Origin of the sequence: Acidilutibacter cellobiosedens, from assembly GCF_004103715.1 — a bacterium.
GTDB classification, from domain to species: Bacteria; Bacillota; Clostridia; order Tissierellales; family Acidilutibacteraceae; genus Acidilutibacter; species Acidilutibacter cellobiosedens.
In genome coordinates this window covers 1,681,094-1,699,809 of record NZ_CP035282.1, presented here as the reverse complement: position 1 = coordinate 1,699,809, position 18,716 = coordinate 1,681,094, and the positions used below count along the sequence as shown (strand labels likewise).

At 30.4% G+C, this 18,716-nt stretch carries 26 protein-coding genes and 1 tRNA gene; 1 reads left to right on the top strand and 26 read right to left on the bottom strand.

Annotated features, from left to right (window positions below):
• Positions 1-3: 3 nt before the first annotated feature.
• From rpoZ to EQM13_RS08110, 4 genes are read right to left on the bottom strand one after another with little or no spacing between them, the layout of a single operon-like run.
• Positions 4-213: a DNA-directed RNA polymerase subunit omega gene (rpoZ, locus tag EQM13_RS08125; RefSeq protein ID WP_128752410.1), complete on the bottom strand. Its 210-nt coding sequence runs from the start codon at positions 211-213 to the stop codon at positions 4-6.
• A 12-nt stretch (positions 214-225) separates the two neighbouring features.
• Positions 226-828 carry a guanylate kinase gene (gene gmk, locus EQM13_RS08120; protein ID WP_200795945.1) on the bottom strand — a complete coding sequence of 201 codons (603 nt, stop codon included), beginning with the start codon at positions 826-828 and terminating at the stop codon, positions 226-228.
• Between the two features lie 15 nt (positions 829-843).
• Positions 844-1,104: an extracellular matrix/biofilm regulator RemA gene (remA, locus tag EQM13_RS08115; protein ID WP_454665259.1), complete on the bottom strand. Its 261-nt coding sequence runs from the start codon at positions 1,102-1,104 to the stop codon at positions 844-846.
• Positions 1,105-1,126: 22 nt separating this feature from the next.
• Complete coding sequence (locus EQM13_RS08110; RefSeq protein WP_240663004.1) at positions 1,127-2,056, bottom strand: YicC/YloC family endoribonuclease; 930 nt, start codon at positions 2,054-2,056, stop codon at positions 1,127-1,129.
• Between the two features lie 222 nt (positions 2,057-2,278).
• On the opposite strand from EQM13_RS08110, the gene EQM13_RS08105 reads away from it, so the two are divergent.
• The gene (locus tag EQM13_RS08105; RefSeq protein WP_128752408.1) at positions 2,279-4,045 is read left to right on the top strand and encodes an Rqc2 family fibronectin-binding protein; all 1,767 of its coding nucleotides are present in this window, start codon (positions 2,279-2,281) and stop codon (positions 4,043-4,045) included.
• Between the two features lie 19 nt (positions 4,046-4,064).
• Here EQM13_RS08105 and pyrR read toward each other — a convergent pair whose 3' ends face one another.
• The 22 genes from pyrR to spoIVA all read right to left on the bottom strand — a co-directional run bounded on the left by pyrR (position 4,065) and on the right by spoIVA (position 18,529).
• Entirely contained in the window at positions 4,065-4,598 is a 534-nt protein-coding gene (pyrR, locus tag EQM13_RS08100) for a bifunctional pyr operon transcriptional regulator/uracil phosphoribosyltransferase PyrR (protein ID WP_071138833.1), read from the bottom strand.
• 1 nt (position 4,599) lies between these two features.
• A complete protein-coding gene (locus tag EQM13_RS08095) occupies positions 4,600-5,520 on the bottom strand; it encodes an RluA family pseudouridine synthase (protein ID WP_071138834.1) in 921 nt (306 codons plus the stop codon).
• Positions 5,520-5,990: a signal peptidase II gene (lspA, locus tag EQM13_RS08090; protein WP_255417568.1), complete on the bottom strand. Its 471-nt coding sequence runs from the start codon at positions 5,988-5,990 to the stop codon at positions 5,520-5,522. Before lspA ends, EQM13_RS08095 begins: the two co-directional genes overlap by 1 nt.
• 180 nt (positions 5,991-6,170) lie before the next feature.
• Positions 6,171-6,782 (bottom strand): TraR/DksA C4-type zinc finger protein, encoded by a 612-nt coding sequence (locus tag EQM13_RS08085; protein WP_071138836.1) that lies wholly within the window; start codon positions 6,780-6,782, stop codon positions 6,171-6,173.
• 10 nt (positions 6,783-6,792) lie between these two features.
• The gene (locus EQM13_RS08080) at positions 6,793-7,074 is read right to left on the bottom strand and encodes a DUF5665 domain-containing protein (RefSeq protein ID WP_071138837.1); all 282 of its coding nucleotides are present in this window, start codon (positions 7,072-7,074) and stop codon (positions 6,793-6,795) included.
• Between the two features lie 95 nt (positions 7,075-7,169).
• Complete coding sequence (locus tag EQM13_RS08075; RefSeq protein ID WP_114218806.1) at positions 7,170-7,703, bottom strand: DivIVA domain-containing protein; 534 nt, start codon at positions 7,701-7,703, stop codon at positions 7,170-7,172.
• Positions 7,704-7,718: 15 nt separating this feature from the next.
• Positions 7,719-8,504 carry a YlmH family RNA-binding protein gene (locus EQM13_RS08070; RefSeq protein ID WP_128752406.1) on the bottom strand — a complete coding sequence of 262 codons (786 nt, stop codon included), beginning with the start codon at positions 8,502-8,504 and terminating at the stop codon, positions 7,719-7,721.
• A gap of 12 nt (positions 8,505-8,516) precedes the next feature.
• Positions 8,517-8,783: a YggT family protein gene (locus tag EQM13_RS08065; protein WP_071138840.1), complete on the bottom strand. Its 267-nt coding sequence runs from the start codon at positions 8,781-8,783 to the stop codon at positions 8,517-8,519.
• A 28-nt stretch (positions 8,784-8,811) separates the two neighbouring features.
• The gene (locus EQM13_RS08060; RefSeq protein WP_071138841.1) at positions 8,812-9,246 is read right to left on the bottom strand and encodes a cell division protein SepF; all 435 of its coding nucleotides are present in this window, start codon (positions 9,244-9,246) and stop codon (positions 8,812-8,814) included.
• Between the two features lie 11 nt (positions 9,247-9,257).
• On the bottom strand, positions 9,258-9,977 hold the full coding sequence (locus tag EQM13_RS08055) for a YggS family pyridoxal phosphate-dependent enzyme (RefSeq protein ID WP_240663003.1): 720 nt from the start codon (positions 9,975-9,977) through the stop codon (positions 9,258-9,260).
• Positions 9,970-11,262, bottom strand: a complete 1,293-nt coding sequence (locus EQM13_RS08050; protein WP_128752405.1) for an HlyD family efflux transporter periplasmic adaptor subunit — start codon at positions 11,260-11,262, stop codon at positions 9,970-9,972. The genes EQM13_RS08055 and EQM13_RS08050 overlap by 8 nt, the downstream gene beginning before the upstream one ends.
• A gap of 149 nt (positions 11,263-11,411) precedes the next feature.
• Positions 11,412-11,792 carry a hypothetical protein gene (locus EQM13_RS08045; protein ID WP_114218810.1) on the bottom strand — a complete coding sequence of 127 codons (381 nt, stop codon included), beginning with the start codon at positions 11,790-11,792 and terminating at the stop codon, positions 11,412-11,414.
• 331 nt (positions 11,793-12,123) lie between these two features.
• Positions 12,124-12,450, bottom strand: a complete 327-nt coding sequence (locus EQM13_RS08040; protein ID WP_071138844.1) for a HepT-like ribonuclease domain-containing protein — start codon at positions 12,448-12,450, stop codon at positions 12,124-12,126.
• Positions 12,416-12,748 carry a nucleotidyltransferase family protein gene (locus EQM13_RS08035; RefSeq protein ID WP_128752404.1) on the bottom strand — a complete coding sequence of 111 codons (333 nt, stop codon included), beginning with the start codon at positions 12,746-12,748 and terminating at the stop codon, positions 12,416-12,418. The genes EQM13_RS08040 and EQM13_RS08035 overlap by 35 nt, the downstream gene beginning before the upstream one ends.
• A 74-nt stretch (positions 12,749-12,822) precedes the next feature.
• Positions 12,823-13,482, bottom strand: a complete 660-nt coding sequence (locus tag EQM13_RS08030; RefSeq protein ID WP_128752403.1) for a zinc dependent phospholipase C family protein — start codon at positions 13,480-13,482, stop codon at positions 12,823-12,825.
• 76 nt (positions 13,483-13,558) lie between these two features.
• Positions 13,559-14,110 (bottom strand): flavin reductase family protein, encoded by a 552-nt coding sequence (locus EQM13_RS08025; RefSeq protein WP_128752402.1) that lies wholly within the window; start codon positions 14,108-14,110, stop codon positions 13,559-13,561.
• Positions 14,097-14,546: a pyridoxamine 5'-phosphate oxidase family protein gene (locus EQM13_RS08020; RefSeq protein WP_206172968.1), complete on the bottom strand. Its 450-nt coding sequence runs from the start codon at positions 14,544-14,546 to the stop codon at positions 14,097-14,099. Before EQM13_RS08020 ends, EQM13_RS08025 begins: the two co-directional genes overlap by 14 nt.
• Complete coding sequence (locus EQM13_RS08015; protein WP_161567203.1) at positions 14,547-14,777, bottom strand: MarR family winged helix-turn-helix transcriptional regulator; 231 nt, start codon at positions 14,775-14,777, stop codon at positions 14,547-14,549.
• Positions 14,770-15,096, bottom strand: coding sequence for an ATP-binding cassette domain-containing protein (locus EQM13_RS08010; protein ID WP_128752400.1), 327 nt, complete (start codon positions 15,094-15,096; stop codon positions 14,770-14,772). The genes EQM13_RS08015 and EQM13_RS08010 overlap by 8 nt, the downstream gene beginning before the upstream one ends.
• A gap of 312 nt (positions 15,097-15,408) precedes the next feature.
• Positions 15,409-16,551: a metallophosphoesterase gene (locus tag EQM13_RS08005; protein WP_161567202.1), complete on the bottom strand. Its 1,143-nt coding sequence runs from the start codon at positions 16,549-16,551 to the stop codon at positions 15,409-15,411.
• A gap of 213 nt (positions 16,552-16,764) precedes the next feature.
• A tRNA-Pro gene (locus tag EQM13_RS08000) sits at positions 16,765-16,841 on the bottom strand.
• A 209-nt stretch (positions 16,842-17,050) separates the two neighbouring features.
• A complete protein-coding gene (gene spoIVA, locus EQM13_RS07995; protein ID WP_128752398.1) occupies positions 17,051-18,529 on the bottom strand; it encodes a stage IV sporulation protein A in 1,479 nt (492 codons plus the stop codon).
• Positions 18,530-18,716: the final 187 nt, after the last annotated feature.

The window sequence follows — 18,716 nt, the reverse complement described above, 5'->3', positions numbered from 1 at the left end:
CACCTACTTTATTCCCTTAATTTCAGGTCTTCTATAGGTTATTTTCCCCTCGGCTATTTCCTCAATAGCTATAGAAACAGGTTTCGTAGAATCTGTAGCAATATATGGCTTCGAGCCATCAACTATCTGCCTTGCTCTTTTAGACGCAAGAATAACAAGGGTATATCTGCTGTCAGCTTTTTTAGCCAACTCATTAATAGATGTATAAAACATATAGTATCCTCCTTAATCTAAAATTGATTTAATTACAGAACGCTGTCTCACTGCTCTGCATTTTTCGGCAATTATTATCGCCTCAATTTTTCTGACTGCATTCGGAACTTCATCGTTTATGACAAGATATTCATACTCAAAAGCCTTGTTTAATTCTTCATAAGCATTGCGAAGTCTTAAGGCTATATCTCTAAGGTTTTCTGTTCCCCTTTTTACTATTCTATTTTTGAGTTCATCTATTGAAGGCGGAAGTATGAATATAAAAACTCCTTCGGGATATATTTTCTTTACATTTAATGCTCCTTGAACATCTATTTCCAAAATAATATCTTCACCTTTTTTCAATTTTTCAAAAACAAATTGTTTAGGAGTTCCATAGTAATGGTTGTGAACAAAAGCATATTCCAAAAATTCATCATTATCTACCATCTCTTGAAATTTTTTTTCATCCATATAAAAATAATTTTCTCCGTATTCTTCTCCCTTTCTCGGAGAACGAGTAGTTGCCGAGACAGAAACACTTAATGATTTATTTCTGTTAAGTAGTTCTTCACATATTGTTCCTTTACCACATCCTGATGGCCCCGATATAACAATTAAAAGTCCCTTGCTCATCATAAATCCTTCTTTCTAATCTATATCACCATCAAAATTATCCTTATCATTAAATCTATGGGCTACAGTTTCAGGCTGAACTGCAGAAAGAATAACATGGTCACTGTCAGTTATAATAACTGCCCTTGTTCTTCTTCCATAAGTAGCATCAATTAATATTCCTCTGTCCCTTGCTTCCTGAATCATCCTTTTAATTGGAGCTGATTCGGGGCTAACAATTGCAATTATCCTGTTTGCTGAAACAATATTTCCAAAACCTATATTAACTAACTTAATACCCACAATTATACCTCCTGTTTTATTCAAAATTTTGTACTTGCTCTCTGATTTTCTCCAATTCACTCTTTGCTTCCACAACACAACTGTTTACTTCTATATCATTCACCTTTGAACCAATAGTATTTATTTCCCTGTTCATCTCTTGAATTAAAAAATCTAATTTTCTTCCTACGGACTCGTTTAATTCCAGACTTGACTCAAACTGATTTATATGGCTGTAAAGCCTTACAATCTCCTCATTTATATTGCTCTTATCAGCAAAAAATACCACTTCATTCATTAATTTCTCTTCATCTAAATTAAACTCATCCCCCAATAGCTCTGAAACTCTTTTTCTTAATCCCTCTTTATATTCGTTTACTATGAAAGGAGCTTTTTTCTCTATACTCTTTATTATTTCTTTAAAGTTATTTATTTTTAACAACACATCTTTTTTAAGCTCCTCGCCTTCCTTAATTCTCATATTCATAATATAATCTACCGCATCCTCTACGGCAGGTTTAAGGCAATTCCATATTACCTCTTCATCCTCTTCTTTTCTCTGAATCTTTATAATTTCAGGTATGCTTACAATATTATCTAAAGTTATTTTTTCTTCAATATTCAATTCCTCAGCAACTCTCTCCAAGGCGGATTTGTATGATTTAGCAAGAGGTATATCCACATTAATATCTACATTTGTTTCATTAATATACTCTAAATTTATATATACTTCAACTCTTCCCCTGATTATATACTTCTTAATTATCTTCTTTACTCTCTCTTCCAGATATCCAATATGTTTGGGCATTTTGATAACAATATCATTATACCTATGATTCAGAGTTTTAATCTCCACAGTGAAACTATGTATACCATCGCTGCTTTCTCCTCTTCCAAAACCAGTCATACTTTTTATCATGGTATTATCTATCATCCTTTCCGCTACTATTATAAACCATTGTACCACAATTTACATGCCTGTCAATTTAAAGCCATATAGAAATTATAATACTATTAAAGATATTTATCCATTGATTATTACAAAAAATTAAAATTTTATCCTTGTTTTATAGCTCGTAGAAAAATTCCATTTTTATTTATTTATTTTATAATATTTATTTTAATTAAAATAAATGCTATACTTTATATGATAAAAATTTATCTACAAAATTACTACGGAGGAATAAAGATGTCTTTTGATGGAATAGTTACAAGAGCTTTAGTAAAAGAATTAAATGAAAATATATGCGGAGGAAGAATCGATAAGATATATCAGCAGGAAAAAGATGAAATACTTGTTCATATTCATAACAAAGGAGAAAATTACAAGCTTCTTATTTCAGTCAGCAGCAATAATTCCCGTGCTTACCTGACTAAAACTTCAAAATTAAATCCTGATAATCCTCCTATGTTTTGTATGCTTCTCAGAAAACATATTCAGGGAGGGTATATATTAAATATCGAACAGTTTCAACTGGATAGAGTTATATCCATGGATATTCAATCTCCCAATGAGATGGGAGAATTAACCGTTAAAACTTTAATATTTGAATTAATGGGAAAATGGAGCAATATAATACTTATAGAAAAATCCACAAAAAAGATTATTGACTCAATTAAAAGAGTTCCGGAAGGAGTAAGCAGAATAAGGCAGATACTTCCGGGATTAATATATGAATACCCACCCTCTGAAGAAAAATTAAATCCTTTAAATTTAGATAAGAAAAGTTTTTCAGAAAGAATTGATAATACAAATAAGAACAGTCAAATATATAAATTCTTTTATAAAAATTATACGGGATTAAGCCCTTTAGTCAGTAGAGAAATATGCTACAGAGCAAATATTAACGGAGACAATTTATTGTCTTCAGTTAGCAATGAAGAAATGGAAAAAATATTTTTATCCTTCTCTGATCTAATAAAAGGTGTAAATACAAATAACTTTACCCCTAATATTATAAATGCAAAGTCTTTAGGCAAGGTATTCTTTCATGCCCTGGACATATTACAATTTAATCATTTTCCTAAAGAATACGATAATTCCATGAGTAAAATATTAGAAAAATTCTATGAAAAAAGGGATATATCAGATAGGATTTCCCAGAAGTCCTCATCTATTAAAAAGATAATCGAAACAAAGATGGAAAGATCAAGGAACAAACTTCTCAAGCAAAAGAAGGAACTGGTTGAAGCTCAAAAAAGGGATATATATAAGATATATGCAGATTTAATATCTGCCAATATTTATAAAATAGATAAAGGAATTAAGGAAATAAATTTAGAAAACTTTTATGATGAAAATTCAGAGGTAATTTCTATTCCTTTAGATGTAAAATTGTCCCCGTCACAAAACGCGCAAAAATACTATAAAAAATACGCAAAATTAAAAAATGCCGCAAAGCTTCTTGACCAGCAAATACCTCAAACCGAAGAAGAAATATCATATTTGGAAAATGTAATGATAGGAATAGAAAACTGTACAGATATAACTGAATTAGATGAAATCAAAGAGGAATTATTTAATGAAGGATATATAAAAAGCAATCCAAGGAATAAAAAGAAAAAGGAAACTATTGTTTCAAAACCATATCATTTTATTTCTTCAGATGGCATTGATATCTTCGTAGGCAAAAATAATAAACAAAACGATTATCTGACCTTAAAATTTGCGAACAGAGAGGATTTATGGCTTCACGGAAAGAATATTCCCGGAAGTCATGTGATAATAAGATTTAATGAAAATATACCTGAAACAACTATAATAGAGGGAGCCACATTGGCGGCTTATTTCAGCAGAGGAAAAAATTCTCAAAATGTCTCTGTAGATTATACTTTGAAAAAATATGTTAAAAAACCAAAGGGTTCAAAGCCCGGAATGGTAATATATGAAAATTACAAAACCATATATGTAAATCCGGATAAAGATATAATTGAAAAGATGAAAAGAGCGGAATAAACAGGAACTTTTTTCCTTTCTATTCTTTAATAATTACCTGTTCCAATTTATCCGTCTCTTTAAATTGTACACTTATAACTTCACTTTTTTTAGTAGGCACATTCTTGCCTACATAATCGGGCCTTATGGGAAATTCTCTATGACCTCTGTCTATTAATACCGCTAGCTGGACTCTTTTAGGCCTTCCCTTATCTATTAACGCATCTAATGCTGCTCTTACGGTTCTTCCCGTAAAAATAACGTCATCACATAATATTATTGTCTTATTATCAATATCAACATCTATGCTGTTATTTTTTACTATGGGATCTTTATAAATTTTCGTCAGATCGTCCCTGTAAAAAGTAATATCTAAAACTACAACAGAAAGTTTTATTCCCTCTATTTCAAATATTTTTGATGATAATCTCTCGGCAAAGGGAACTCCTCTTGTTTTAATTCCCACAAAGATTAAATCATTGGTCCCCTTGTTTTTTTCAATTATTTCATTGGCAATTCTTGTAATAGCTCTTTGAATTGCCTTTTCGTTCATTATTAGAGCTTTTGTATTCATTTCATTCTCCTTCTTTTATATCCAATATTTTAAGTACCCTTTTAAAATATTCAGGAATATCACAAGTAAATTCCATATGCTTCCCACTAACGGGATGATTAAAAACAATTTTCCCTGCATGAAGAAGTTGTCCCTTTAATTTAAATTCCTCCTTAAAATTCGAATAAAGAGGGTCTCCCACTACAGGATGATTGATATATGCCATGTGAACCCTTATTTGATGAGTTCTTCCTGTTTCCAATTTTAGTTTTAATAAAGTATATTTTCCGTATCTCTTTAGTACCTTAAAATGAGTAACGGCTTTTCTACCATTCTCGTAAACTACCGCCATCTTCTTTCTGTTTTTGGGATCTCTGCCTATAGGCTTATCTATAGTTCCATCATCTTCTTTTATATTTCCATGAACCAAAGCCGTATAAATTCTATCTATGGAATGAGATTTCAAATCTTCCGATAATACTCTATGGGATGTGTCATTCTTCGCTATAATAAGAAGCCCAGACGTATCCTTATCAATCCTATGAACTATTCCGGGCCTTATAATCCCATTAATTGACGACAGACTGTCCATGTGATAAAGAAGAGCATTGACTAAAGTATTGGAATAATTCCCTGGTGCGGGATGAACCACCATTCCTTGAGGTTTATTAATTACCCCTATATCCTTATCTTCATATACAATATCAATAGGAATATTTTGAGGTTTTATATCCAAAACCTTAGGAGGAGGAATATTTACTATTATATGCTCTCCTTCTTTGACTATATGCTTTGGTTTGACGTGATTTCCGTTTACCGTAATCAATTGATTTTTAATAAGGCCTTGAACGTAGCTTCTTGATACATTATTTAGTTCTTGGGCTAAGTAAGAATCTATTCTCTCTCCATCTTCTTCCCCTACATATATTTCAACTATATCCATTATAGCCCCCTACTGACTTCATATTTATTGAAAATAACCATATAAATAATCATAACAGTCGATATAACAACGAAACTATCAGCAACATTAAATACAGGGAAATTATACCTGTTTAAAAAGCGAAAACTTATAAAGTCAATTACATATCCCAATCTGATTCTGTCTATTAAATTGCCTATTGCCCCAGCCATAAGCATAACTAAGGCTAATTTCATGGAATTACTCAGATAATAAAAATTCCTTTTCAAAAATATAATTATTATTAAGATCACTATAAAAGTCATAATCAGAAAAAATATTTTTTGATTTTGAAGTATCCCGAAAGCTGCTCCATAATTTTCCACATAATGAAATTGAAGAAAATTTTTTATTATTACAACGGGACTTTCAGGTTTTAAGTATTTTACCACGATATATTTTGATAATTGATCAAGTATCAGTATCAGTATAAATATTCCATACAGCAAAATTTTGCCCTCCTTAAGATAGTTTATTTACTTATATTTTAATCCAATACATGAATTTATACAACAAAAAAAGCCAGTATTCCTACTACCAGCTAATTTTTTTATAACCCATAGGAAAGCTTTATTCTTCCTTAATTTGTGCTTTCCATCAATGGGTTTCAAAAAAGGCTTCATTAATTTATTTTAATCGAGGCCTTTTTTGTAATATTCTTCAGAAATCTTTTCTACTTCTTCTACCGTTCCAGTATCATCTTCATCCAACATTCCTCTGTAATCGCCGGTGGAAAAGGACGGATCATTTTTTACTCTGTTATATCTGTCGACAGCCTGATAACTGTCTTCACTGTCAAATTCTACTTTATCACCATTAGCAGGAAAAAATGATTTCATACTTTCAGGTTTTGTTTCAAATATCTTTTCTTCATCGGATAACGCCTTTTTCTTTGAACATTCAGCACACAAATTCGCATAAGGAATTATTTCAAGCCTTTCATCTTCTATTTTTCTCCCGCAATTATCACATAATCCAAATTTATCATTATATAATTTACTCTCAGATACTTCTATTTCCTTTAAAGTATCATTTAACTTATCTTTCATTCCTTTATCCTGTTCCATCATAAACATTTCGGTTCCCAAATCTCCGGGATGGTTGTCATAAAAAGATAATTCACTATAATATCTTTCCATGGAACTTGAATCATCGGAATATTCCATTCTTTCTATTATCTTTTCAACTTTTTTCTTTTCGGAGCCCAACAATTTTTTATAATGTTCTATCTTTTCTTTATTCATTGCATTCCTCCTAATGAAGATAATATTGAACTATATTTACTATTTCGGCTATAAAACTTCCAATCAAAGGAATATTTAATTTTATTAATCTTTGTAAAAAGTAAACTACTAATGCTCCAAGGATAGTAAAACCGACTGCCATACCAAACCCCCTGGCCAACCCCTGAATAAAATTTAAATACAGAAGTTTTTTTCGGTTATTGATTAGATCAACATACTCTCCTATTTTACTTTTCTCTAAATTTAATGCAATATCATCAATTTTTTTTTCAATTTCTTTTTTCCTTCTCAATCTTCTCCCCTCATAAATAATATCTCCAAATTAATAAGAATAATTCAATTTTATATATGGATAGGACTTGCCTATGGAGTATAAAAAAATGGAGGTTATTCCTCCATTCCTTTATCTTCTTCTAATTCGGAAGATACTGCTATTTCCTTGTCTGTTACATTTGTATTGCCGTTATTTTTATCAATTCGCCTATAATATTCATCCATTGTTGTCAATTGGGATTCAATTAAAGATTTAAAGCGAGTAGTAAAAACAAATACCTCTTTTTTTAGTTCTTCATATTCCTTTCTGATATTGCGCACTTCCTCATTGGCATTCTGAATAATACCCTTAGATTGACTCTCGGCTTCCGATATTATCAATTCGGCTTTTTTCCTTGCTGTAGTTGTTACTTCTTCGGCAGTACTTTGAGCGACTATAAGAGTATTCTTCAAAGTATCCTCCAAATTATCATATTGTTTTAGCTGGTCTGTCAACATCGTAATTTTATCCTTCAGCTCAATATTCTCTTTATAAACCTTTTCATAATCCAATATGATTTCATCAAGAAAAATATCAACTTCAGTCTCCTTATATCCTCTAAAAGCCCTTTTAAATTCCTTATTTTGAATATCCAGTGGCGTAAGCATATTTTTTCACTCCATTTACTTATATATTCTTACAGTAGCTCTAAATTTATTTTTTCTACTTATTCCATCTAAAGATATAACTTTAGATCTACCATATCCTCTTACAGAAATTAAGTCCCCCTCTTTAACCTCAAAAAAAGATTTTGAAATAGGCTGCCAATTAACTTTTACTTTGTTGAGCTTAATAATCTCTAAACTCTCATTTCTGGATAAATCATAAGAATTACTCATTACAACGTCTAACCTTAAAGAAGATAGAGATACCTTCTTATCTTCATAAACTTCTTCAGGTAATTTTAAATCTTCTTGCCTTATTTCCTCTATGTAAACTTTTTCTTTGCCCACAGTTTTTAAATTATAGAGCAAATAATCTTTAATATCATTTTTTACTATTATTTGAGTTTCATCCTTATGTATTAAAATATCCCCAATTTTTTCTCGTCTTATTCGTAAACTCATAATTGCACCTAAAAAATCTTTATGATTTAAATTTTCAAATCTTCCTCTAATGGATAAAGGACACAGATCCGCTTTTACATCTTCAAACGACATGTAATCAGGATATATAAGGATAATCTTTCTTTCCGAATTTTTAATCAAACCTTCTTCCTTATAAGATATTTCAGGAAATCTATTTAAAATGCTCTTTGAAATTCTAATTTCATAAGGATCTAAAAAATCCGTCGAACAAACAGTATAGCTTTTAATAACCTTCTCAATTTTATCCAATAATTTTCTGGCATTAAGAATTTGATTCTTATCTTTTATATTAGCAATATACTTATTTTTGTCCTCAATCATCTTATCACCATATTAAAATATAATTGCAATTAAAAAATAAGAAATGAGCCTTAGAAAAATAATAGCCAGTATAGGTGAAAAATCAATCATCATAGTATTAAGTCCGACTCTTTCCAACAATCCTCTGCAAGGCCCCAATATAGGTTCTGTCATCTCATAAATAAAGTTGCTCAGAAAACTACCTCTTAATGAAGGAATAAAGGACATAAATGCCCTTACTATTATCAATATTTCTATAATATAAAACAATATGTTTATAGAACGATATAAAACCATCATAATTATAACCTCTTATCTTTCTCCCTATTTACCAAGAGAATATCCCCTTACTTTTGATTTCGTCAGTAAGACTTCCATCTATTTCCACATTGCTTGGCGCTAAAACAAAAATATCCTTGGTAACTTTTTGAATATTCCCTTCCAATGAGTATAAACCTCCGCTAATAAAATCAAAAATCTGTCTTTTAACCTCTCCATCCAATTTCTCTAAATTAATAATTACGGTTTTCCTCATTTTTAAATCATCCACGATTCTTGGAGCATCTTCATATGCCATAGGCTCGTGAACTATTATTTTCATATTGGCATTAGTATGAATATTTACAACTTTATTATTCATCTTTGTAGCTTTTGTAGTTAAAGGTAATTCAGAATCTTCATTTTCGTCAAATTCTTCCTCTTCTTCATCATCTAAATCATCAATTCCAATAAAATACTTAACCTTATTTAAAAAATCCGACATAATAACCCCTCCTATTTATATATTCTTTTTCCAAACAAACCTGTACCTATTCTAACAATATTTGAGCCTTCTTCTAACGCTATAGTGTAATCATTTGTCATTCCCATGGAGTAGTACTTCATTTCTAAATTGGGATAATTTTTTCTCTCGATTTCCTCCCCCAATTTTTTTAAATCTCTAAAAACATATCTTACTTCTTCAGGATTTTCTGCAAAAGGTGCAATGGTCATTAATCCTTTGATTTTAATATTTTTGAAATCCAAAATTTGTTCAATAAAAGGTATTGTTTCCTCTTTCTTTAACCCAAATTTTGATTCTTCTTCAGCTATATTTACCTCCAAAAGCACTTCCTTAACAATATTTTCAGCTTCCGCCTTTTTATTTATTTCCTTTGCAAGAGACAATCTATCTAAAGAATGAATCAATTTTACCTTATCAATAATATATTTAACTTTATTTGTCTGAAGATGCCCTATAAAATGCCATATCGCATCTCCACTTATTTCCGGAAATTTCTCAGTTAGCTCTTGAGCTTTATTCTCTCCGATATTTTTTACTCCCAACTCCAGCATAGCATTGATTTTCTCCGAATCAACTGTTTTTGTAACCGCCAATAAAGTTACATCTTCTCTTTTTCTCCCCATTTTTAAAAGAGTGTTATTAATATTTTCCTCTACTCTGTCTAAATTATCCTTTAATTCAGCTTTAATTTCCTCATAGTTGTCAATCAACTATCTGTCCCTCCTTAACACTGTCACCATTTATAATTATTTCATCAAACAGACCTACGGTCTTTCTTGTTTCATCTCCATCTTTTAGTTTAATATAATTATTCCCATCACCTTCCTGTATTATTGCATATTCATCATTATGACCTAATATTATTACAGGTCTAAATCTAATTATTCCACTAATATCTTTTATATAAATACCCTTTAATCCATCTACATCACATATGGATTTCAACGGTACTTTTATTCCTTCATACTTAGCTTTTACTATATTTATATCTATATAACGCTTATTATAAAAATCTTGGAAAAAAGAATTAAATTTTAATATCAGCAATGCCTTACCATCTTTTTTTTCTATTTTCTCCACTTTCCCTTTGATTCTATCTTTACCGTCATTAGCAGTTATTTCCACTGTATTTCCTGTCTCAAGTGATTCTATCTTTTTACTGTCATCTACTATACAACCGATATACCATTCAAAATTATAAATTATTTTAAAAATAAAATCTCCTGTTTCAACCTTATCATTATTTTTTATTTTCTTTTCCTTTAAGTTAACTCTTTCAAACTTGTCCAAAGTATAATTGTCCAAATTTTCGGCTGAATAGATATCCTCCAATCCATCGCTGTCAAAACTTACGATTCCGCTTTCTTTAGAAAAGTAATTTATAGTATTATCGGATATTTCTTTAATTAATTCAGCTTTTCTTTTATTAAGATTATCCAAACTCTGTTTAAGAAGAGTATTTTCTCCGGAAACATCTGTATTCTTTCCCATATTAAGATAAATATTTTCCTTTACTAAAGAAACATCCTCAAAATCCTCTTTACTTATTTTATCCTGTAAAAGCTCAATGGTCTCGCTTAAGTTTTCTTTTACTTCTTTTTTGTCTGTTTTTAATGATTTGCCTTCCTTATCAGCTTTTTTCAAATTTTCAATTTTAACATTTATTTCTTTCAGTTCTTCTTCTAAAGCTGATTTATCATCTGTTAGAGAAATACTTGCAATTTTTTTCCCCGCTCCTGCTCTATCTCCTTCTTTATAATATGTAGAAATTTTCCCATTTCCTTCTGATTTATAAACATCTTCTTTTTTTATCACTACACCTTCAGCTTTTACTACATCCTCCAATTCACCCTCTTCTGCAAGGGTAGTTTTAAATGTGGTGGCATAAAAAGTAGGAACGGTTCTAAAAATCAAATATGCTAATATAAAAAAAATCAATATGAGCCTTAATCGTTTTTTATTTTTTCTTTTTCTATCACGTTCCTCCTTTGACATGGCTATCACCTTTCCGACTATTAACCTTAAATTAATATCTATAATATCTTCTTCAAAAAAGTCATTTCTCCTTCATAATATCAAAAAAAATTTCTAATAGGACTTCCGCCCTATTAAAGAATTAATATACCTCAATCAATCTACAAAGCCTAAAATTCCTTAAAAAACTTGCCATACTTACTTATAATCTTAAATTTAGCAATATTTTCTACGCTGAATTTTTTAACTTCATCTCCATAAGTTACCATCAAAATAGATTTTTCCTTTTTTTTAGCACCTATAACTATTCCCTCAAATTTTTTATTGTCTTTCAAAAATACTTTAAGCTCATCACCAGATTTAATTCTAAATCCATCTAAAATAAATTCCTTCATGTCGGTTTCTTCAATATGAGACTGGGTTACAGATTTTTTATCTATAAGTATAATATTATTTTTTAATAAAATTTTTTCTTTAACCACAGCCAAGATATATCCTATAACACTAACCATAAACAAAGTTATAACTATATATTCTAAATAATCAAGCATACCCCATAACCCCCATAAAATTATACTATTATTAATAATTATACCATAAATGGCTATCTACTTAAACTAAATTTACAGATCTTTAGTTATATATAATACACTATAATATTATATGAATCCATAATAAATCAAGGAAGCATTTTTTGGAATCCGCTTAAGGTCAAATATAAATTAACGAAAATGGGATTTTCCTATAGGTTATAAAAAGCTGCCATATTTTACAATATGACAGCTTTCAAACAATCTTTATTATTCTTTTATTTTGATGTTAACAAATAATATCATTCTATAATATGTTTTTCTTTTATTTGTCTTTCGATGTAGAAATAAACTAATCGATTAACTTCAGTAACTGTTCTCTTAATATTTTTATATCAATACAAACAATTTCCCATATTAAATTTAAATTTACACCTTCATAATCATGAACTATACGATTTCTTAAACCTTTCATTTTAAACCATGGAATGTCAGGATACTCAATCATATATTTCTTATCTAATTTATTAGCTAATTCACCAATTTGACTTAAATTAAACACACATGCTTCCACCATCATGTTATTATTTCTAAATTCATCATATGTGACATTGTTTGTATATTTTAATATAGATTCAATATGGTTAATTATTTTTTGGATAATCTTCTGATTTCTCATATATTACCATTCCTTTCTTTTCAATCTCTTGAATTATTAAAGAATTAGGTTCTATATGTGATTTATCAATTAAATCTATATCTTTTCCCAAAGTATCAACAAGAATTTCAAGCAAACCAACAAAATCCAGGCCCTTTAATTTCCCATTTGTATCAATGTATAAGTCTATATCGCTATTCTTAGCAACCTCACCTTTAGCATAGGACCCAAACAGTATTGCCTTATTTACCGGATAATTTTTTAATATCGGGATTGTCATTTCTTTTATTTTTTCGATTGTAAGAGTATCGGAAATCATAACTCTTAACCTCCTTGGACTTATCTAACTACATATTTATTATAACATTAATTATAATCTGTTAACAAATAATATCATTCTATAATACGTTTTTCTTTTAAATGTTCTAATATATATTCGGATCCTTCTTTGACGTAATCATTCATTTGAGATTCGTTTAAATAGCGATATTCTCCATCTAAGTTGCCGGTAAAATTGTTATAAAAATCGGAAATATATTTTATCTGTTTTTCAATAGCTGTATCAGAATAGTAATCTAAATAGACATTAGGAAACGCTTTTATTTTATCGAAAATACGGAAGGTACGAAAATCAGGGTTATTTTTTAAGAACAAATGATCTAAATTGTACCAGTCTTCCTTTACCGTCCAAATAAAATTTTTATCATTTAAAAAAGCTTCTTTGAATTTTTCTTTTGTTGAGCTAAGTATCATTTTCATCCATAATACATCCGTAATCAAATGAATATAATAACCAATATAAAAAGATAATTTTCCCTTTTCTTCATTATCTCTTATATATGTATCAAAAAATTTCTCATAATCTATATCCTGCTTTTTCCCCGTATCATTCCAATGAGTTATTTTAGGTGAAGGAGTGAAGTCACTCCAATCCTCATTTGGTTCTCCGCAGTCGGGAGCAATATTTCCTACAATAAACTGCTCCATATCAACATTCGGAATATAATCCATGATTATATCGGCTATCCTGAAATGCACCATCCATGATGCCATATTTATTCACTTCCCCCTTTAATTTTATAGTCTTATTATATCAAGAGCAGAAGCTTTCGTAAACGATAGAATAGTTTTATAAATTTGAATAATCCCCGATCTTTCCTAAATGTTTACCTATGGTAAAATAGTTCATGGGCGAATATACTACCGGATTAACCTCTCTAAGGTCAAAAAAGTCAAGTTTTTGGATATCCTCAGAAACATTGATATTCTTGATTTCTGCAAAATAAGTGTGTGTAGTGCCGATTTCAACAGTCTTTATTACCTGACATTCATAGCTGAATTTTCCACCTACAAGTAAAGGAACATCAAGAATCTTGCCTTTTTCAACTGAGTATTGCAGTTTATCTTTCATTTCCTTTTTATATGTAGCTCGGTTAAACTGTTCACAAAGAGGCAATAAATCAGGAGTCACAACAGTAGCAGACAAAAAACCTGTTCTTCCAATATTCTCTTTTGTTTTCTTTGTTCCATTTATACTGATTACAAGACAACTGGGCTCTCCCCGTGTATAGCTTATCCATGAAATAGGCGCAAATCTTTCATTTCCATCCTCATCATATGTGCCGATCAGAAAAACTTGCTGGGTAAAAAAACAAGGTGTATTATTTTTAATCATCTTCATCTTTAACATCCTCCACAAAAAACGTAATATTTTTAAGTCCATGATAATAATTGCCCTTTTCAGAGGTAAATTTCAAAACGCAATAATCTTCAGTGTTGATACCATCAGGATAGTAAATTTCAAAACCCTCATGCCAAAGCATAGCTTTATGTTCCATATCTGTGCAAACTTCCATTGTACCAATAAGCATTAACCCTCTAAACTCTGCTTCATTACAAAAATAAATACACGACTTTGGATTTTTTAAAAATTGCTGTGTCCTCTTTGCAGAAAAATTGGTGGAAAAATAATGGGTAAATAAATCATCATGTTGTAAAGACATCATGGCTTTTGTGTTTGGAAATCCATTTTCATCAACAGAGGAAACAAATACATTTTTTGTACTTTCAACTAAATTCATGATTTCCTTTTTTAATTCTTTTTTCATCTTTCTCATTCACTCGCTTTCTATAAGATTTTTAAGAACTTTGTTTAACAGCATTTCAAACTGAATTATCTCGTTATCAGTAAAGTTCTTATAAAAAATTTCATTCATCTGCATGGATACACGATTGTATTCATCATTGAGCATTTTCGCCTTTTCAGTTAGAGTTATTTTTATCTTTCTTCGATCTTTTATATCATAATTCCGACAAACAAGTTTTGCCTTTTCCAACCGGTCAAGCATACTTGTAAGTGTTGTCTTTGCAAGTCCTGTTTTCTTTGACTGTTAATAACGGATCCAACATAGAATGCTGAAAAACCATCCCTATGGATTTTCTTACATCATTGTCTTCCTTTCCAACTTCATGTCCTCCAATATGTATTTTCCCCTTTGTTTTTTCCAATACTGTAGAAAGCATATTGATAGTAGTAGATTTTCCAGCCCCGTTTGGACCTAAAAAGGCAAACAAACTTCCCTCTTTTACTATAAAACTTATATTGTCTACTGCCACAAATTTTCCATATTGTTTTGTTAATCCTTCAACTTTAATGATATACTCCAAATTTCATCCCCTCCATATATATTATTAAAAATATCTTTCACTGCATTATACAATAACTGTAAATTTTATATTCTCCCTCAGCATCTTTTGCTCCTAAATTTCTTTAATCTATTTTATATAAGAGAATAAATCTTGATAATTACATATAAAGTAAATATATAAAGTAATAGATTTTATAGAATATTTAAAAACAAAAAAACTTCTCTTGAGGCATTATAAAGTAGCCTTTTTTGAAACCCATTTGCGGAAAATTCTTTTTATTCCGAATTTTCTTTCTAAATTAACACAGACAAACGTTTTGCTGTTATTATACTAAAATATCAGAGGTGAAGATGCAATGTTAAAAGGTTTTAACTCCCCGTAATACCAACCACTGATACCATTTTTCTTTGCTAAATAGCCTTTGGACGTTTTTTTAACAATAGAAATTTTGTCCCCGACATTTACAGGCAAGCGGTAATCAGTATAATCATCGCATGTTGCATTCTCATCGAAACTGTAAATATAACTGTTAAGTATGGGGAGGCAATATCCGGTTGTACTGTGTTCCGCATATGAAAATTCATCGCCTTTTTCGAGAATCTTGATTTTGTTGTCCGTATAACGAATATTGATTGAATTTGTTGACGCTTCTTGTGGTGTCAGAGCAGCATATACAGGAAATTCATCATAGCTTTCAAAAATAAAATCAGTAGAATTGATATCGGGTATAATAAATGCATTAAGTTGACCATCACGCTTTAACCCGCACCCGCCATCAATACTGATAATTTTTTGTTTATGATTTATAATAGGATTCGAAGATGCTATTTTATCGTTATATAAGGTAACAGGCCAATGACCAACTATAACATACTTTGAAAAATATAAATTCTTGTCCATAAAAGCATCGTTTTTAAGGTAAGGAAAAGCATCTGTCCCAATGAGAGAATCAATATCAGCGGTCGGCAGTCCTCCGTGAACAAATATAAAATTTTTTGTCTCTATTATTGTTGGAAGAGAATGAAGAAACTCAATTTCAGCCCTAAAGTTCTCACGAATTCTTTGTTTTGCTTCCAGTATATCTAAAGAGGTGCTTATACAAAGATTTAATTCATCGCACATGTCTGTGAAGAAACAACTGCCCCAATGTTTTTTCATATATACTATATAGTTAAAAAGTCTCTCGCAATTTTCAGTACTGTCATCGTCAAGCATGACAAGCTGCCATGCATCTACATTACCCATTAGAGGATACACGCTATATTCTTTGCAAAACTTTATAATATAGCGAAGTGTCCTAAGACTTTCGGGGCCTTTTTCAATAATATCGCCAATAATAAAAAGAATATCTTTCTCTGACAAGTCTACCTTTTCAAGCAGCCTTTTCAGATATCTATAGTGACCATGGATATCACTTGTAACAATAAGTCTTCTATAATTAGGTATATTGATTTTCTTTACTGTTGTCTTCATAAGACTACCCCCGATATGCGTTTTTGCAACCCACATTTAGTTTACCATATAAATATAAAGAAGCCAACTGTTGTTAACAACAATCAACTTCTTTCGATAAAACAGTTGTGTCATTAGGTCAAAATAGATGCGTTAATATAGATATTATTTTAAGTATAACATAAATATCAGGCTGAAACAGATACAATTGCATCTGTTTCAGCCTGATAACCTTGGTCGGGATGACTGGATTTGAACCAGCGGCCCCAAGTCCCCCAGACTTGTGCGCTACCAAGCTGCGCCACATCCCGGTATTTAGCTAAGTTGAAATCTCTCATTTTTTACAAGCAAGGTATATTATATACCAAAATAATCTAAATTGCAAATACTTTATTATGTTATCAGAGGAATTTTCAACTTCAACTTAAGAATTTCAAAATTTCAAGGCTTCATCCCTAAAATAAATTAAAAGGTAGAATTTTTCTACCTTTTAATTTATTTATATGGTTTTACATTCCCCCTATACTATTATACAAATCAGTCCTCCGCTACCGTCGTTAATTATCTTTTCCAACGTTCTTCTTAGTTTTTGCTGAACATCTTCCGGCATCATATGAAGTTTTCCTTGCAATTGCTCATTAACCAAATCATATAACGATTTACCAAATAAATTGGACTGCCATATCTTTGACGGATCTCCTTCAAATTCATTCAGAAAATATTTAACCAGCTCTTCACTTTGTTTCTCCGTACCAATTAAAGGTGAAACCTCAGTAGTTATATTTGCTCTTAAGAAATGTAAACTGGGTGCTTGCGCTTTCAATTTCACCCCAAATTTATTGCCTTGCCTGTATATTTCAGGCTCTTCAAGGTTTAATTCTTCAATACTCGGACTTACTAATCCATACCCCAATTCTCTTGCATCTTTTAATGCACCTGCTATTTTATCATATTCTTTCTTTGTTTGAGAAAGTTTAGATATAAGACCTAAAAGTTGATATTCTTCTTCAATTATGTATCCGGTCATGTCATTCAAAACCTTATAAAATAATCCATCTTCCAATATCAAATTTATATTAGTGACTCCTTCTCCCAATTTTATTTCTGTAATATCAACTTCTTTTATAACATCCAGTTCCTTTAATTTACTCAAGGAACTTGAGACCTCACTTAATTTCTGCAAGGCTTTAATTGATTCTTTTAAAGAATTTAATATATCCGTTCTAATCCAATGATTTTTCGGGAGCCCTTCCGTCCATCCCGGAAGATTGATATTTATTTCTTTAACCGGAAACTCAAATAGTATCCTTTCAAATATCTTTTCCAGGTCAGCAATTTCCATGTTTAAACAATCAACTGCAATTACCGATACATTATATTTTTCTTCCAAGCTTTCTCTCAAAGCTATGGTACTATCTAAATTAGGATGTTTTGAATTAAGTAAGATTACAAAAGGTTTTTCCAGTTCTTTTAGCTCATTTATAACCCTTTCTTCCGCTTTTATATAATTTGATCTTTCTATATCAGTTATTGAGCCGTCAGTTGTTATAACCATTCCTATAGTTGAGTGATCTGTTATAACCTTCTTTGTCCCTATTTCTGCTGCTTCTTCAAAAGGTATTTCTTTTTCATACCAAGGAGTAGTAACCATCCGCGGTATATTATTTTCCTCATGACCTAAAGCTCCTTTGACTAAATATCCTACACAGTCGACCATTCTGACCTTAAATTTTACATTATCTTTTAAAACCAATTCTATCGCTTCATTAGGAACAAATTTGGGTTCTGTCGTCATTATAGTTTTTCCCGCACCGCTAAGAGGTAACTCATCCTTTGCTCTTTCTTTTTTATATTTATTTTCAATATTAGGTATTACCAATAAATCCATAAAACGCTTAATAAATGTGGATTTCCCTGTTCTCACCGGACCGACTACGCCTATATAAATATCTCCATCCGTTCTTTCCGCGATATCATTGTATATATTGAATGCTTTCAACTGTCTCCCTCCCTTTCAATTTAATTAATTATATGCTCTCTTAACATTATATATATTCAACCCTTTTTACCCCTCCATTTTGTTATATTGATACAATTCTTAATATTATATATATGTTCACAACCCTCTATAATATGACAGGCAATCAAGAAGAGAAATAAAATTTCTTAAATAAAAAAGGAGAAAA

Coding starts and splice junctions, on each gene's coding strand:
- EQM13_RS08060 (WP_071138841.1), bottom strand. CDS start 9,246: ATGTCGGATTTTTTAAATAAGGTTAAGTATTTTATTGGAATTGATGAT.
- gmk (WP_200795945.1), bottom strand. CDS start 828: ATGAGCAAGGGACTTTTAATTGTTATATCGGGGCCATCAGGATGTGGT.
- EQM13_RS08050 (WP_128752405.1), bottom strand. CDS start 11,262: ATGTCAAAGGAGGAACGTGATAGAAAAAGAAAAAATAAAAAACGATTA.
- EQM13_RS08020 (WP_206172968.1), bottom strand. CDS start 14,546: ATGAGAAAGATGAAAAAAGAATTAAAAAAGGAAATCATGAATTTAGTT.
- EQM13_RS08065 (WP_071138840.1), bottom strand. CDS start 8,783: ATGATGGTTTTATATCGTTCTATAAACATATTGTTTTATATTATAGAA.
- EQM13_RS08075 (WP_114218806.1), bottom strand. CDS start 7,703: ATGCTTACGCCACTGGATATTCAAAATAAGGAATTTAAAAGGGCTTTT.
- EQM13_RS08085 (WP_071138836.1), bottom strand. CDS start 6,782: ATGAATAAAGAAAAGATAGAACATTATAAAAAATTGTTGGGCTCCGAA.
- EQM13_RS08095 (WP_071138834.1), bottom strand. CDS start 5,520: ATGGATATAGTTGAAATATATGTAGGGGAAGAAGATGGAGAGAGAATA.
- EQM13_RS08005 (WP_161567202.1), bottom strand. CDS start 16,551: ATGAAGACAACAGTAAAGAAAATCAATATACCTAATTATAGAAGACTT.
- EQM13_RS08030 (WP_128752403.1), bottom strand. CDS start 13,482: ATGGCATCATGGATGGTGCATTTCAGGATAGCCGATATAATCATGGAT.
- EQM13_RS08105 (WP_128752408.1), top strand. CDS start 2,279: ATGTCTTTTGATGGAATAGTTACAAGAGCTTTAGTAAAAGAATTAAAT.
- EQM13_RS08015 (WP_161567203.1), bottom strand. CDS start 14,777: ATGCTTGACCGGTTGGAAAAGGCAAAACTTGTTTGTCGGAATTATGAT.
- EQM13_RS08035 (WP_128752404.1), bottom strand. CDS start 12,748: ATGATTTCCGATACTCTTACAATCGAAAAAATAAAAGAAATGACAATC.
- pyrR (WP_071138833.1), bottom strand. CDS start 4,598: ATGAATACAAAAGCTCTAATAATGAACGAAAAGGCAATTCAAAGAGCT.
- EQM13_RS08045 (WP_114218810.1), bottom strand. CDS start 11,792: ATGCTTGATTATTTAGAATATATAGTTATAACTTTGTTTATGGTTAGT.
- EQM13_RS08070 (WP_128752406.1), bottom strand. CDS start 8,504: ATGATTGAGGACAAAAATAAGTATATTGCTAATATAAAAGATAAGAAT.
- EQM13_RS08025 (WP_128752402.1), bottom strand. CDS start 14,110: ATGAAGATGATTAAAAATAATACACCTTGTTTTTTTACCCAGCAAGTT.
- rpoZ (WP_128752410.1), bottom strand. CDS start 213: ATGTTTTATACATCTATTAATGAGTTGGCTAAAAAAGCTGACAGCAGA.
- EQM13_RS08040 (WP_071138844.1), bottom strand. CDS start 12,450: ATGAGAAATCAGAAGATTATCCAAAAAATAATTAACCATATTGAATCT.